The sequence below is a fragment of the Actinomyces succiniciruminis genome (genome assembly GCF_900002405.1).
In the GTDB taxonomy this organism is placed as follows: Bacteria; Actinomycetota; Actinomycetes; order Actinomycetales; family Actinomycetaceae; genus Actinomyces; species Actinomyces succiniciruminis.
The window spans coordinates 1-13,261 of the sequence record NZ_LK995517.1 but is presented as its reverse complement, the minus strand read 5'-3'; the positions used below and the strand labels follow the sequence as shown (position 1 = coordinate 13,261).

12 protein-coding genes are annotated in these 13,261 nt (G+C 70.4%); 6 read left to right on the top strand and 6 right to left on the bottom strand.

Annotated elements, in window-relative coordinates:
- The first annotated feature begins 162 nt into the window (after positions 1–162).
- The 3 genes from BN1056_RS09195 (at position 163) to BN1056_RS09185 (ending at position 3,123) form a co-directional block, all read left to right on the top strand.
- Positions 163–1,008 carry a carbohydrate ABC transporter permease gene (locus BN1056_RS09195; RefSeq protein WP_244671616.1) on the top strand — a complete coding sequence of 282 codons (846 nt, stop codon included), beginning with the start codon at positions 163–165 and terminating at the stop codon, positions 1,006–1,008.
- Complete coding sequence (locus BN1056_RS09190) at positions 1,008–1,817, top strand: carbohydrate ABC transporter permease (protein WP_244671615.1); 810 nt, start codon at positions 1,008–1,010, stop codon at positions 1,815–1,817. Before BN1056_RS09195 ends, BN1056_RS09190 begins: the two co-directional genes overlap by 1 nt.
- 79 nt (positions 1,818–1,896) lie before the next feature.
- Positions 1,897–3,123 (top strand): Gfo/Idh/MocA family protein, encoded by a 1,227-nt coding sequence (locus tag BN1056_RS09185; RefSeq protein ID WP_210580576.1) that lies wholly within the window; start codon positions 1,897–1,899, stop codon positions 3,121–3,123.
- Between the two features lie 104 nt (positions 3,124–3,227).
- Here the strand turns inward: BN1056_RS09185 and BN1056_RS09180 are convergent, their stop codons facing one another.
- Positions 3,228–3,635, bottom strand: coding sequence for a Rid family detoxifying hydrolase (locus BN1056_RS09180; RefSeq protein ID WP_210580574.1), 408 nt, complete (start codon positions 3,633–3,635; stop codon positions 3,228–3,230).
- A gap of 138 nt (positions 3,636–3,773) precedes the next feature.
- On the opposite strand from BN1056_RS09180, the gene pgm reads away from it, so the two are divergent.
- On the top strand, positions 3,774–5,453 hold the full coding sequence (pgm, locus tag BN1056_RS09175; RefSeq protein ID WP_210580572.1) for a phosphoglucomutase (alpha-D-glucose-1,6-bisphosphate-dependent): 1,680 nt from the start codon (positions 3,774–3,776) through the stop codon (positions 5,451–5,453).
- Positions 5,454–5,562: 109 nt separating this feature from the next.
- Here pgm and BN1056_RS14760 read toward each other — a convergent pair whose 3' ends face one another.
- Positions 5,563–6,012, bottom strand: a complete 450-nt coding sequence (locus BN1056_RS14760; protein WP_244671614.1) for a DUF559 domain-containing protein — start codon at positions 6,010–6,012, stop codon at positions 5,563–5,565.
- Between the two features lie 709 nt (positions 6,013–6,721).
- Between BN1056_RS14760 and BN1056_RS09165 the strand changes: the two genes are divergently transcribed.
- On the top strand, positions 6,722–7,873 hold the full coding sequence (locus BN1056_RS09165) for a YwiC-like family protein (RefSeq protein WP_210580568.1): 1,152 nt from the start codon (positions 6,722–6,724) through the stop codon (positions 7,871–7,873).
- A gap of 94 nt (positions 7,874–7,967) precedes the next feature.
- Here the strand turns inward: BN1056_RS09165 and hisC are convergent, their stop codons facing one another.
- Entirely contained in the window at positions 7,968–9,038 is a 1,071-nt protein-coding gene (hisC, locus tag BN1056_RS09160) for a histidinol-phosphate transaminase (RefSeq protein ID WP_210580567.1), read from the bottom strand.
- A 101-nt stretch (positions 9,039–9,139) separates the two neighbouring features.
- Between hisC and BN1056_RS09155 the strand changes: the two genes are divergently transcribed.
- A complete protein-coding gene (locus tag BN1056_RS09155) occupies positions 9,140–9,547 on the top strand; it encodes a phage holin family protein (RefSeq protein ID WP_210580565.1) in 408 nt (135 codons plus the stop codon).
- Between the two features lie 85 nt (positions 9,548–9,632).
- Here BN1056_RS09155 and BN1056_RS09150 read toward each other — a convergent pair whose 3' ends face one another.
- The 3 genes from BN1056_RS09150 to BN1056_RS09140 form a co-directional block, all read right to left on the bottom strand.
- The gene (locus tag BN1056_RS09150; RefSeq protein WP_210580562.1) at positions 9,633–11,684 is read right to left on the bottom strand and encodes a hypothetical protein; all 2,052 of its coding nucleotides are present in this window, start codon (positions 11,682–11,684) and stop codon (positions 9,633–9,635) included.
- Positions 11,684–11,908, bottom strand: coding sequence for a hypothetical protein (locus BN1056_RS09145; protein WP_210580561.1), 225 nt, complete (start codon positions 11,906–11,908; stop codon positions 11,684–11,686). The genes BN1056_RS09150 and BN1056_RS09145 overlap by 1 nt, the downstream gene beginning before the upstream one ends.
- 175 nt (positions 11,909–12,083) lie before the next feature.
- A complete protein-coding gene (locus tag BN1056_RS09140) occupies positions 12,084–12,854 on the bottom strand; it encodes a hypothetical protein (protein ID WP_210580559.1) in 771 nt (256 codons plus the stop codon).
- Positions 12,855–13,261: the final 407 nt, after the last annotated feature.

Sequence of the window (13,261 nt, the reverse complement as noted above, 5' to 3'; positions counted from 1 at the left end):
CGGAACCGCCGGCGAACGGGAACCATGTCGGCATTCGCCCATCTCTCACCAAGGCTGATCATGACCGCACCCATCATGCCAGGCACCGCCGCGACGCCGCAGTCACCCCACGCGGGCGACCCACGACCTCGGCGCCTTCTCAACAAGCGACAAGGACGCGCGGTGATCTCGGTGGTTCTGCTCGCCCTGCCACTACTCGTCTACGGCCTGTTCATGCTGTATCCCCTGGGACGAGTGCTCATGCTGTCCTTCTACCGGTGGGACGGCCTCGGCGTCGGAGAATGGGTCGGGGTGCAGAACTATGTCACGACCTTCTCCGATGAGCGGCTACTGGGGGCCTTCCTGCATGCGCTCGTCCTGATCGTCTTCTACGCCGTCATCCCCCTGATCGTGGGCCTTGTCCTGGCCACCCTGCTCACACGCGCCCAGGTGCGCGGGCTGGGCTTCTTCCGCACCGTGGTCTTCCTGCCGCAGGTAATCGCGATGGTGGTCCTGGCCATCGCCTGGCGACGCATCTATGCACCCGACGGTCTACTCAACTCCGTCCTTAGGGGAATCGGCCTCGGCTCGCTGACTCGCACCTGGCTGGGTGACTTCTCGACGGCGCTCGTCGCCGTCGGGCTGATCGGCACCTGGGTCAGCACCGGGCTCGTCACCGTGCTGCTGATGAGTGGGATCGCGAACATTCCCAAGGACTACTACGAGGCCGCCACCATCGACGGCGCCGGCTGGTGGCGACGCTTCTGGCACATCACCATCCCAGGAGTCAGGGCAGAGATCCTCGTCTCGCTCACGCTGACCGTCATCGCCGCGCTCAAAACCTTCGACCTCGTTTACGTCACTACCTCCGGCGGCCCCGGGACCTCCACCACGGTCCCCTCCTACGAGGTGTACAACCAGGCCTTTCGACTCGGCAGTGTGGGCACCGCCTCATCTCTGGCGGTCGTCCTCACTCTGGTCATCTTCGCCATCAACCTCACCATCAACCTCCTCGGGGAGCGGGACTGATGCGCGCCTCCATCACCGAGCGGGTTCTCAACTACGTCATCCTCGTCCTCTTCGCCGCGCAGGCACTCATCCCGATCCTCTACGTACTGCTGCTTGCACTTCAGTCCGAGCGGATCGGGGACGACTCCTTCTGGCATCTGGAGAACTTCGCCACCGCCTGGAAGCAGGGGCATTTCTCCCAATACATGACCAATTCGGTCATCATCGCCGTGCTGGTGGTCTCCCTCGCCCTCGTGCTGTCGCTCATGAGCGGATACGTGCTCGGCATCCTCAGGCCCCGCGGCGGCGACATCCTGTTCTACATCTTCCTGCTCGGCATCATGGTGCCCTCCGAGGCGATCGTCCTACCGCTGTTCTTCGATCTGCGCGACGCCGGGCTGACAGACACGATCTGGGCGGTGGCGCTTCCCCAAACGGCGCAGTCCCTGGCCTTCGGCACCTTTTGGATGCGCGCCTACTTCCGCGGCGTGGACCCCGCCATTCTCGAGGCCGCACGCATCGACGGCGCCGGGGACGTGCGCATCCTGACCTCCATTCTGCTCCCGCTAGGCCGACCGGCGATCGTCACGCAGATAGTCCTGACCTTCATGTGGACCTGGAACGACTTCCTGATCCCACTGGTCATGTCCCCCTCCGGCAAGATGCGCACAGCACCGCTCGGCCTGGCCTTCTTCCAGGGGCAGTACACGCAGGGCTCCACCCTGCTGGCCGCCGGCGCGGTACTCGTCGCGCTGCCGATGGTCGTGCTCTACCTGCTGCTGCAGAAGCAGTTCATCTCAGGCATGACGGAGGGCGCCGTCAAGGGATAAGCCCCGTTGCTCCTTCCTCGCCCCGGGTATAGCGTCGTTGCCGTCTCGACGATGAAGTCTGCAGCCCGAGGAGACCGCCGTGAGCAGCGACGCCCACACCACCGACCACGCCCCCACGCCGCCCGCGCAGCCGCCGCGATACCCGCGCCACCCCGCCGCGCCCGAGCCGACCCGCCCCTACAGCGCCCCCATGCCCGACCAGAGCCCGGCCCCGCCGCCGGACGGGCCGGTGCGCTTCGGCGTCGTCGGCGCCGGCTGGCGGGCCCGCTTCTTCCTGCGCCTGGCCGCGATGGCCCCCGAGCGCCTGGAGTGCGTGGGTGCCCTGGCCCGCCGCGCCGAGTCGCGCCAGGCGCTCGCCGAGGAGTTCGGCGTCGCCACCACCGACTCCCTCGACGATCTGCGAGCCCGCTCCCCCGAGCTGGTCGTGCCGTCGGTGGGCTGGGCCGCCATGCCGGACCTGGTTCGCGAACTGGTGGACCGTGGCATCCCGGTACTGTCGGAGACCCCGCCCGCGCCAGACCCCGACTCGCTGCGCGCCCTGTGGCGCGCCGTCGGCGCCTCCGGCCTGGTCCAGGTCGCCGAGCAGTACACCCGCATGCCCGGCCACGCCGCCCGCCTCGCGGCCATCCGCGCCGGCACCATCGGCACCCCCACCTGGGCGCAGGTCTCCTCCACGCACGGCTACCACGCCGTGTCCCTGCTGCGGCATTTCCTGGCCGACGACGACGCCCCGCTGGCCGGCCCCGTCACCGTCACCGCCCGCAGCTTCCCGGCCCCGCTCCTCCAGCCGCTCGGCCGCGACGGCTGGAATGCGGTGCCCGCCGTCGAACCGGGCGAGACGGTGCTGGCCACCCTCGCCTTCGACGGCGGCCGCACCGGCGTCTACGAGTTCACCTCGAACCAGTGGCACAACCCGCTGCTGTCGCGGCGCGTGCTGGTGCGCGGCACGCTGGGGGAGATCGTCGACGACGCCGTCACCCGTTGGGTGCCCGACGCCGGGGCGGTGACCAGCCGGATCGAGTACCGGCGCACGGGGCACGACCTAAACCTCGAGGGCAACGACCTGATCCACGCCAGCCTGGATGGGCGGGTCGTCTACCGCAACCGGTGGGTTGGCACGCGCATGAGCGAGGACGACCTCGCCGTCGCCACCATCCTTCAGGACACCGGCCGGTGGGCGCGCGGCGAGGGCCCGGCCCCCTACCCGCTGGCACAGGCCTGCCAGGACCACCTGCTCTCCTGCGCCATCGACGAGGCCGCCGCCTCCGGTCGAGACGTGACCACCGACATCGAGGACTGGGCCTGAGGTCCGGCGCCCACTGACCAGGACTGCCAACTGCCGACAACTACTGTTTATTTCTTATCAGTAGTTGTCAGCAGCAGGCGCCGCGGCGGCGTCGGCGGCACCCCTCAGGGGCGCACCGCGACGGCCTCGATCTCCACACCTGCGCCGAGCGGCAGCGCCGCCACCTGGAAGGCCGCCCGGGCGGGCAGCACCGCGCCGCTGAAGAAGCGCGCGTAGACCTCATTGACGGCGGCGAAGTCGGCAATGTCGGCCAGCAGCACCGTGGTCTTGACGACGTGCTCGTACCCCAGTCCGGCGGCCTCGAGGATCGCGCCGATGTTGGTCAGCACCCGCTCGGCCTGGGCCGCGATACCGCCGTCGACCAGTTCTCCGGTGGCCGGGTCGAGCGGCACCTGCCCGGAGATGTAGACGGTGGCGCCGCTGCCCGCGCCGGTGGACACGGCCTGGGAGTACGGGCCGACGGCGGCGGGGGCGTTGGTGGTGGCAATGGCGGTCTGTGCAGCGGTCGACATGGCGGCATCCTAAGCACGCGGAGACCGCGGTGCGTCACAAGGCGTCACCTGGGGACGCGGCGTCGCATCGCCAAAACCAATACGTCCGATCTCCGGGATTCCCAGGACACGCCCAGTGGTCCGTGACACACTGCACCCATGCACGAACGCGCAGGACTTCCCGCCCAACCAGAGGACCTCATTGATGTCGATGAGGTCGTCAACGCCTACTACGAACTCGTCCCCGACCCCGCCATCCCGACCCAGCAGGTCGTCTTCGGCACCTCCGGGCACCGCGGCTCCTCCCTGGACACCGCCTTCAACGAGGCCCACATTGTGGCCATCACGGCGGCCATCGTCGAATACCGTCGCTCCCAGGGCACCGACGGCGTGCTCTACATCGGTCGCGACACGCACGCCCTGTCCGAGCCCGCCTGGCGCACCGCCATCGAGGTGCTCTCCGGCGCGGGCGTCACCACCGCCGTCGACGCCCGCGGCTCCTACACGCCCACCCCCGCCGTCTCCCACTCGATCCTCCTGGCCAACGGCGCCGGCACCGAGTCCGGCGTGCGCACCACCGGCCCGGGCCTGGCCGACGGCATCGTCGTCACCCCCTCGCACAACCCGCCCCGCGACGGCGGCTTCAAGTACAACCCCCCGCACGGCGGCCCCGCCGACTCCGACGCCACCAGCTGGATCGCGGCGCGCGCCAACGAGCTGCTGGCCGGCGGTTGGCGAGACGTGCCGCGCGTTCCCATCGCCGACGCGCTCGACGGCAACTACGTCATCAAGCACGACTACCTCGAGACCTACGTGGCCGACCTCGAGAACGTCATCGACATGGACGCCATCCGCGAGGCCGGCGTGCGCATCGGCGCCGACCCGCTCGGCGGCGCCTCCGTGGACTACTGGGGCGCCATCGGCGAGCGCTACGGCCTGGACCTGACCGTGGTCAACCCGAAGGTCGACCCGACCTGGTCGTTCATGACGCTGGACTGGGACGGCAAGATCCGCATGGACTGCTCCTCCCCCAACGCCATGGCCTCACTGCGCAATGCCATGACCCCCGACGCCGACGGCAACACCCCCTACGACGTCGCCACCGGTAACGACGCCGACTCCGACCGCCACGGCATCGTCACCCCCGACGGGCTGATGAACCCCAACCACTACCTGGCCGTCGCGATCGAGTACCTGTTCACCCACCGGCCCGGCTGGCCCGCGGACGCCGCCGTCGGCAAGACGCTGGTCTCCTCCAGCCTGATCGACCGGGTGGTGGCCGCCATGGGCCGCAAGCTGGTGGAGGTGCCGGTCGGCTTCAAGCACTTCGTGCCCGGCCTGCTGGACGGCTCCGTCGGCTTCGGCGGCGAGGAGAGCGCCGGCGCCTCCTTCCTGCGCAAGGACGGCACCGTGTGGAGCACGGACAAGGACGGCATCATCCTGGCCCTGCTGGCCAGCGAGATCATCGCCGTCACCGGCAAGACCCCCTCCCAGCTGCACGAGGAGCAGGTGGAGCGCTTCGGCGCCTCCGCCTACGCCCGCATCGACGCCGCCGCCACCAAGGAGGAGAAGGCCAAGCTGGCGGCCCTGTCGCCGGAGGACGTCACCGCCACCGAGCTGGCCGGGGAGCCGATCACCGACCGCCTGGTGCGCGCCCCCGGCAACAACGCCCCCATCGGCGGGCTCAAGGTCACCACCGAGGACGCCTGGTTCGCCGCGCGTCCCTCGGGCACGGAGGACGTGTACAAGATCTACGCCGAGTCCTTCAAGGGTGCCGAGCACCTGGCCCAGGTCCAGGAGGAGGCCAAGCAGGTCGTCTCCGCCGCCCTCGGCGCCTGACCGCCGCACGGTAGGCACAGCATCGCGCCACATACAGCCGGGGTCCGGCGATGGGGTAGCCCCGTCGCCGGGCCCTCTGTGTCACCGCTCCCCTGCGCTCCTCGTTTGGTCAGCTCTCACGCCAGCAGCCCAGGCGGCGGGCCACCGGCTCGACGAGTTGCACGGTCTGCCGCGAGAGCACCTGGGCGCTGGTCAGCCTGAGTGGCACATAACCCCGCCGCAGCAGAGACTGGTCACGCCTATGGTCATTCTCCCAAGACTCCCGGTCGCCGTGGTAGGCGTATCCGTCCGTCTCGATGACCAGGCGTCCCATGAGCAGGTCGACCTCGAAGCCGAGATCGGCGGCGACTTCCGGCTCCTGCCCGGCCTCCTGCAGGTCGTACCGAGCAATCGTCTCCAGGAGTGATCGAGCCCGAGGATCGGCCCGTCCCAGCAGGGACCGCAGGCGACCATTGCGCGGGCCTGCCAACCTCGCTAAAAGCATGGTCTCGTGAACCAGGCCAACCCTCAGCGCAGCGTCCAGCGCTATCAACGCATCGAGCTCGTCGGCACACCGCATAACCGTCAGCACAACGGATTCGGGATCGGCGATCGGCGGTTCTAGAGGGCCACGCGGCACCAGCCCCTCAACCCGGTGGATGACGACCCGCCCCACTCCGGACGGGATATGACTGCGCCCGCGCCGAACCGCGACGTGAACCACAGTCGGCTCCTCGCGGAGGGGAATCCCGTAGTGGGCAAGAGCGTGCCCGCAAGTCAGCAGCCCGCCGATGCGCCTCGCCACGACCTTCGCCCGGTCGGCCTGCGGCAGTGCGACGACCCCCTGGGGATAGGAACTGACCTTGCCTCCCTCCACTAACGCTGAGAGGGCACGCCAGTCGGAGCGGTCACGGCACAGACTTGCACGCCTCGCCGCGCCGCCGCAGCGACCGAGGTCAACCAGGAGACGACCTTCTCTGTCTACATGATCCACAACCAAATACTGTCAAACATCACGCAAAGCACCCAATGAGCAACTACAGCCTGTGGAAAACTTTCACCTACCGGCGCGTCTTCGGAGCAGTGGGACGTCCGCACGGGCCTTTCCTCCACCCACCCCATCCGCAGATACCGGCATCGGTGTCACTAAATGCACCACATTCGTGTTCCCCCGCCCACGAGTCGGAAATCCAGGCGCAGCATCGCGCGGTTCGCAGCGACACTGAGGACGCACAACGTCTGAAAGTGGTGCATTCCCTGACACTTCCACGCCAATTAGGCTGACCGGCGTGACACAGCAGCGCCCTTCGGACCCCTCCGACCGCCACATCGAGTACGTCTCCGGGCAGCCGGAGACCGACACCGGCGCAACTGCCGCATCCGCGTCGTCAGAGGACTTCGCCCGGGGCCCCCGCGGCCGTATCCCATACCAGCAGTCGCGCCCCGGCCCCGAGGACGACCGCCTACTGGCCACCGGCGAGCCCGTGCGCCCGTCCTCTGTGCGGGCCGGCGGCGCCGGGCCGACCTCCCCGCGGTCCGGCGCATCCACGGCGAGTTCCACCACGCCCGGCCCCTCCGCGGCACGTCCGGGTGGACAGCCCGGATTTCGGGCCTGGCTGCCGAACCAGCACGGCGCGCACTACATGCTGCTGCTGCCGCCGATCATGGGCTGGGTCGTGGGTGGCTTCAGCTGGATGAACCTGTTGTTCATCCCCGCCTGGCTGGGCGCATACCTGACCTACTGGGCCTGGTCGCAGTGGGCGCGCGCACGCTCCCCACGCCGCCGGGCGCTGGCACTGCCCCCGCTGGCGGTCTACACCACGTGGACGGCGCTGCTCGGCGTGGTGACGCTGGCGGTCGCCCCTTACCTGCTGCAGTGGGTGGTGCCGTTGGCGCCCCTGTGCGCAATCGCCCTGTGGGAGTCCTGGCGCGGTCGGGAGCGCTCCCTGCTGTCGGGGTTGGCGACGACGGCGGCCGCCGCCCTGATGGCGGCCATCACCTACTCACTCGGCGTCGGCGGCCGCGGCGGTTTCCTGGGGCTGGGGGCCGATGCTACGAGTCTGCCCGGCGCCTCACCCAATGGAGAGCTGACCGGCTGGGCCTGGATGTGGCCGGTGACCGCATTGACGGCGGCCTACTTCTGCGGGACGGTGCCGTACATCAAGTCGATGATCCGCGAGCGCTTCAACCGGCCGCTGCTGGCGGGCACGGTCGTCTGGCACGTGCTGGTCGCCGTGGTCACGGTGTCACTGGCCCACGGCGGCTGGCTGCCCGTCGCGCACGCCGCCTTGTGGGTGGTGCTGGCGACGCGCTCCCTGGCCGTTCCACTGTGGCAGTGGCATCTGGTGCGTACCCGCCGCGCTCCGTTGCGGCCACGGACCATGGGCGTCGCCGAGATCGTCTTCTGCCTGCTGTTCGTACTCACCCTCGCCATTCACTGAACCCCGCCGCCCCGGACGACGCCACAGCGGGGTGCGGGGACGCCCTCGCGGGCCGGCCCGGGTGTCCGTTCGGCGATGTTCGATCGCCCGCCCGTCAGCGGGCCAGCCAGGCTGCGGTGGCGGCCAACACGCGATCGTTCTCGGCCGGTGTGCCGATGGATACGCGCACACCCTCGCCGGAGAAGGGCCGAGCCAGGATTCCGGCCGTCCGGAAGTGCGCGGCGAGCGTGTCGGTGTGCTCCCCGACGGCCAGCCAGAAGAAGTTCCCCTGCGCGTCGGGCACCTGCCAGCCCTGTGCTCGCAGCGCGGCCAGTACCCGATCGCGCTCGGTGGCGACGGCGGCGGCGCGGCGGGCGGTTTCGGCCAGCGCCGCGGGCTCCAGTGCGGCGATCGCGGCGGCCTGTGCCGGCAGGTTGACGCCGAAGGGCGTCGCCACGGAGCGGATGGCGGAGATGATGCCGGGCTCGCCCACCAGGTAGCCCACGCGCATGCCCGCCAGGGCATGCGCCTTGGAGAAGGTGCGGCTGACCAGCAGGTTCGGGTGATCGGCCAACAGGGTGAGCGCGTCACCGACCGCGGGGTCGGTGACGAAGTCGAGGTAGGCCTCGTCCACAATCACCAGCACCCGCTCGGGGACGCCCTCCACCAGCGCGGTGAGCTCGTCCGCAGTCAGGGCCGGCCCGCTGGGGTTGTTGGGGGTACAGGCGAGCAGGGCGCGGGTGCGGGGCGTGACGGCGGCGATCATGGCGGCCACGTCGTGGCGGCCGTCGGCGGTCAGCGGCACCTTGACGGCGCGCGCGCCGGCCACGGCGATGCAGATCGGGTAGGCCTCGAAGGAGCGCCACGGCAGGACGACGTCGTCGCCTTCGTCGCAGACGGTGTCCAGTACGTGCTGGATCAGGGCAACCGAACCGTTGCCGACCACAACCTGCTCCGGCGCGACCGCGTGACGCCGGGCGATGGCCTCCACGAGCGCATCCCCGGTCATCTCCGGGTAGCGGTTGACGCCGCCGGCGGCGGCGGTCAGCGCCGCCAACACGCTCTCCTGCGGCGGGTAGGGCAGCTCGTTGCTGGACAGCTTGGCGACGTCCTCCCCGGTGGAGCGGGCGCCGGGAACATACGCGGGCAGAGTTTGGACGGCGGGGCGGATGTGCACGTCGGTCATGCCTTCATCCTGGCACGCGAGCGTGGCACGTGGTGGCGCACCATGTGACGCGTATCCGGCTCCGGCTTCCCGCCACCCGCGGCGTCTGCGAGGATTGGGGCATGGACCTGATTGTTCGCACACTCGGGAACGCCGCCGGCCTGTGGTTGGCGGTGGCGCTGTTGGACGGCATGGTCGTCCCGGGCACGCCCAGCCTGGCGTTGACCCTGTTCAACCTGCTGGTGGTCGGCCTGGTACTGGCGCTGGTGAACTCGCTGATCAAGCCGGTGGCCAAGGTGGTGGCCTTCCCGCTGTACGTGGTGACCTTCGGGCTGTTCGCCCTGGTGGTCAACGGGGCGATGCTCATGCTCACCAGCTGGATCACGGACGTGCTCGCCGGGGTGAGCCCCGGAACGGGGATGACGCTGGGCCTGCACGTGGCCTCCTTCGGCACGGCGATTGTGGGCTCGCTGATCGTGTCGATTGCCTCGGCGATCATCGTCGGCCTCCTGGGACCGAGCCGGCGCTGACCGGGTGCGCCCCCCGCCCGCACGGGGGCTCCCGGGCGGCAGGGACGGCGTCGGGCGGCGGTAGTGAGCCCGCCCGGCCAGGGGCTCACCCCTTCTTGCCGACGGTGCTCGCGGCCTTCTCCCAAGCCGTTTCGGGGCTGTCGCGGGTGATGTCGAAGATGATCTCGGTGGTGTCGGCGCCGTACTCACCCGACCCGGTCAGGCCGGCGAGTTCCTCGGTCCACTGGTCGATCTGGGGATCGCCGCTGATGCCGTCGACGGCGTCGGCGTAGATCGGCGCCCCATGCGGGTAGCCGTTCACGCCGGCGGCGCGGGTGTCCACGGTAACCACGGTGCGGGTGGGCGTGCGCGGGGTGGCGGCGCCGTCGAGCGCGGGCACGGCGTCGCCCGTGTTCTCGATGTGGAGGGCGTTGACGTTGTCCGGCAGGTTCGCGCCCGCGGTGGGGCCGCCGGCGGTGAGCAGGTTGGTGATGTTGAACTGGGCGTTGACGGCCGGGTCCGCGGCCACATTGGAGGCGGTGATGGCGCCCTGGGAGTGGCCGTAGAGTCCGACCTTGTCCCCCGGGGCGATCCCGGCCTCGCGCATGGCAGTGACGACGGCGCTCTCCATGTCCGTGGGGCGGCCGGAGACGGCCTGGAGGTTGGTCAGCAGGTCCTGCGGGTTGGTGTTGCCGCTGCCCCAGTCGGTGGTGCCGGGGACGACGACGAGCCAGGAGGTGGTGCCGTCGGCGTGGTCGGTGCGCAGGATGGAGACGATGCCGGAGGAGGTGTCCTCGTCGCTGCCCTTCATGTCGGCGGAGTAGCGGATGACCTCGGCCGCCGTGCCGGGCTGTGGCGCGGTCGCGCACGCCTGCGGCATGCCGGCGGCGACTGCGGGCACGGCGGTCCCGAGTCCGAAGGGGTCCTGCACGCCGGTCGGGACCGTGACGGACTGCCCGCCGTGCGGGGTCACGGTCACGCCCGTGGGCTCCCCGTAGCGTTGCGCCCCCGCCTGCTCCGAGCGCAACGCCAGGTAGTAGGCCACGCGCTGCATGGGCGTCAAGGAGGAGGTGTCCACCGTGCGGCTGCCGACCTGCACCTGCGCGGGCAGCGCGGCGGTGATGGCGGGGTCCAGCTCCTCGGCGACCTGCCCGATGTAGGTCTCGACGACGGCGGCCTCGTGTCCGGTATTCGCCTGCTGCGCCCACACCGCAAGACCGACGAGGATCATCAGGTCGGTGGTGGCCCAGCCCGCCAGCAGGGGGTCGTTCAGCACGGTTTCGAGTCCCTGGAGGGCGTCGTCGACGCCGTCGGGCAGGGTGACGCCGTCGGCGCTGAGCAGGGCCAGGATTGCTACGGCCACCTGGGCTCCCGGGGAGGTGCTCGTCACGCCGGGGATGTTCGATCCCAGGCGCACCCCCTGCAGCAGGAGGAGCCACTTGCCGTCGATCTCCGTGTCGGCATCGGTGTAGGCGGTGCCGCAGGCAGTGACGTCGGTGGCGAGCGTGCGCAAGCTGGAGGCGGCGTCGTCGAGGGAGCCGACCCCGCTGGTGAGTGCCTCCAGGGCGACGATGGCATTGGTGCGCTCGGCGGCATAGGGGCCGAGCGCCCCGACGAGGCACTGCCCGCCGCCCGAAGTCAGGGCGTCGCTCTTGGACGCGAAACCGGAGCTGCTCTGGCCGGAGGCGGTCGAGGACTGGCTGGGCGTACCGAATCCGAAGTCGCGCTGACTAGAGCCGGACAGGGGCTGGTTGTACATGGTGAATCCGAGGCCGCCGCAGCGCAGGTCCGTCAAGCAGGTCAGCGCCAGGTCGCGGGCGTCCTCCAGCCAGTCGGCGGCGCTGTTGAGGGTGGCGGCCAGGCCGGTGAGGTCGTCGGTGTTGACCCCGTAGGCACCCCCGCTGACGACGACGCTGGTGCCGCTCGCCATGCCGGGCCAGGTGAGGCTGTAGGGAAGCGTCGCGTCCGGGGTGTAGGGGCCCGCACCGGCAGGGGTGCTCGCCTGGCCGGTTGCGGGCTGCCCGAGGGGGGTGGAACCGGCGGGGACACCGCTCGGAGTGGCGGTGCTGACCAGTGGGGTACGCAGGTCCAGCGCATCGAGGGCGTCCAGGTCCTGGGTGGACGGAGTGGACGGAGCGGGCGAGGTGGTGGTGCTCATCAGTTCTCTCCCTCTTGGCTCTTGGCGTTCTCGTAGGCGGTCATGGCGTCTTGGGCGTCGGTCATGAGCGTGTCCAGACCGGCGATCAGCGCGACGACGTCGTCGAGGCTGGCCTGGCAGGCGGTAGCGGCGGCGCCGGTCCAGCCGGCCGGTACCGAGGCCGGGACCATGGCGGTACCGGTGGTGGTCTTGTCAGCGGCGAGGCTGAGGAGAAAGGAAGACATGCCTCGACGTTAAGGAGGCGGGGCACGGCCGTGCAGGGGGCCTGTGAATGCGGTAATCGCAGGGGTGCACGAACACTCCCTGTGGGTTTTGGCGACCGCCCCGGTGCGCCGCCGGGCTAAGCGCGTCGAACGGGCAACTGACGGAAGCGCGGCGGTGCGGGGCGACCGCGGATCTTTACGCAGCGTCGGCCGGTTGCGGGTAGCGGCGGTCGTTGCGGACGCCCGCGCGCAGGGCGATCGCGCCGACCGCATCCACACCGACCGCCAAAGCCAGCACCAACCACCAGGAGGGCGCGATCAGGGTAAGGCCATAGGCGGCTGCGGCGGCAGCAACCAGCGCAACGGCCGCGAGCGCCGCGACCATGACCGTGCTGCGCCGTCCGACCAGCTCCATGACTGCGAGCAGGCCGACGCCCACCGCCAGGCCCACGGCGGCAGCGGTAGCCGCTACCAGCAGCGTCTGCTCGGTTCCGGCCAACGCCAGTCCGGCCCACGCGGCCAGGCCTGTGACCGACAGCAGCAGGTCGAGCACCACCAGCAGCGCGCCCGTGCGCCCACCGGGGCGCAGCTCCCCGACGGCGGTCGCGGCCGAAGTCCCGGCTGCGGCCTGTGGCCCGGCGCCGACCGCGGCCGAAGCCCCGGGTGCTGCCCGTGGCCCGGGGACACTACCGCCAGTGGTCGATACGTCGGCCGCCGGCACGGCAGGTCCGCCGTGGCGCAACGCGAGGAATCCGCCCAGCGCTATACACGCCGTCGCCACCCAGGGTGTCGGGAACGGCACCAGCTGCGGCAGTAGCAGCACCGCGGTCACGGCTACCGGCAGCGCGGGCGCGGTCGCACGCAGCAGGGCGCGGGCCCGGGCGGAGATCGGCACCAGGTCGTTGATCCACTGGGGCACGTCGGCGGAACTCGGTGCGGGCGAGTTGCGGCTGGAGGGCTCGCTCATGGGGTCATCCTCCCCTCCGATCTACCGGCACGCCCGCAGGCCGGGCCCGGCTTCCCCGGTTGACGGTTCGTGCGTTAAGGGGCTCTTCGTGTGTGGGGGTGTGGCTGGTGGTGTGTTCTGGCCGGTCCGAGGACGGCCTCTCCCGCGCTCTAGCGCTACCTTCCTGCGCCCGAGGATGGCTTGTCTTGGACGTGAGGATGTGGGCGGTCAGCGGCGCTGCCCTCCCGCGCCCGAGGGAGGCCTCGCACCACGAGCACAAGCACCGCCCGTCCTCAAGCTGCCCTCCCGCGCCCGAGGGAGGCCTGCCGCATCGTGGTTCCATGCGGCCGCACCCTCAAGCTCAAGCGCGAAGCACCGGTCAGCGCTGGTCGGCGCTGGTTTCCGACCTTGGGGTGTGGTTTACGACC

Coding starts and splice junctions, on each gene's coding strand:
- BN1056_RS09190 (WP_244671615.1), top strand. CDS start 1,008: ATGCGCGCCTCCATCACCGAGCGGGTTCTCAACTACGTCATCCTCGTC.
- BN1056_RS09180 (WP_210580574.1), bottom strand. CDS start 3,635: ATGTCGACCGCTGCACAGACCGCCATTGCCACCACCAACGCCCCCGCC.
- pgm (WP_210580572.1), top strand. CDS start 3,774: ATGCACGAACGCGCAGGACTTCCCGCCCAACCAGAGGACCTCATTGAT.
- BN1056_RS14760 (WP_244671614.1), bottom strand. CDS start 6,012: ATGCGGTGTGCCGACGAGCTCGATGCGTTGATAGCGCTGGACGCTGCG.
- hisC (WP_210580567.1), bottom strand. CDS start 9,038: ATGACCGACGTGCACATCCGCCCCGCCGTCCAAACTCTGCCCGCGTAT.
- BN1056_RS09155 (WP_210580565.1), top strand. CDS start 9,140: ATGGACCTGATTGTTCGCACACTCGGGAACGCCGCCGGCCTGTGGTTG.
- BN1056_RS09150 (WP_210580562.1), bottom strand. CDS start 11,684: ATGAGCACCACCACCTCGCCCGCTCCGTCCACTCCGTCCACCCAGGAC.
- BN1056_RS09145 (WP_210580561.1), bottom strand. CDS start 11,908: ATGTCTTCCTTTCTCCTCAGCCTCGCCGCTGACAAGACCACCACCGGT.
- BN1056_RS09140 (WP_210580559.1), bottom strand. CDS start 12,854: ATGAGCGAGCCCTCCAGCCGCAACTCGCCCGCACCGAGTTCCGCCGAC.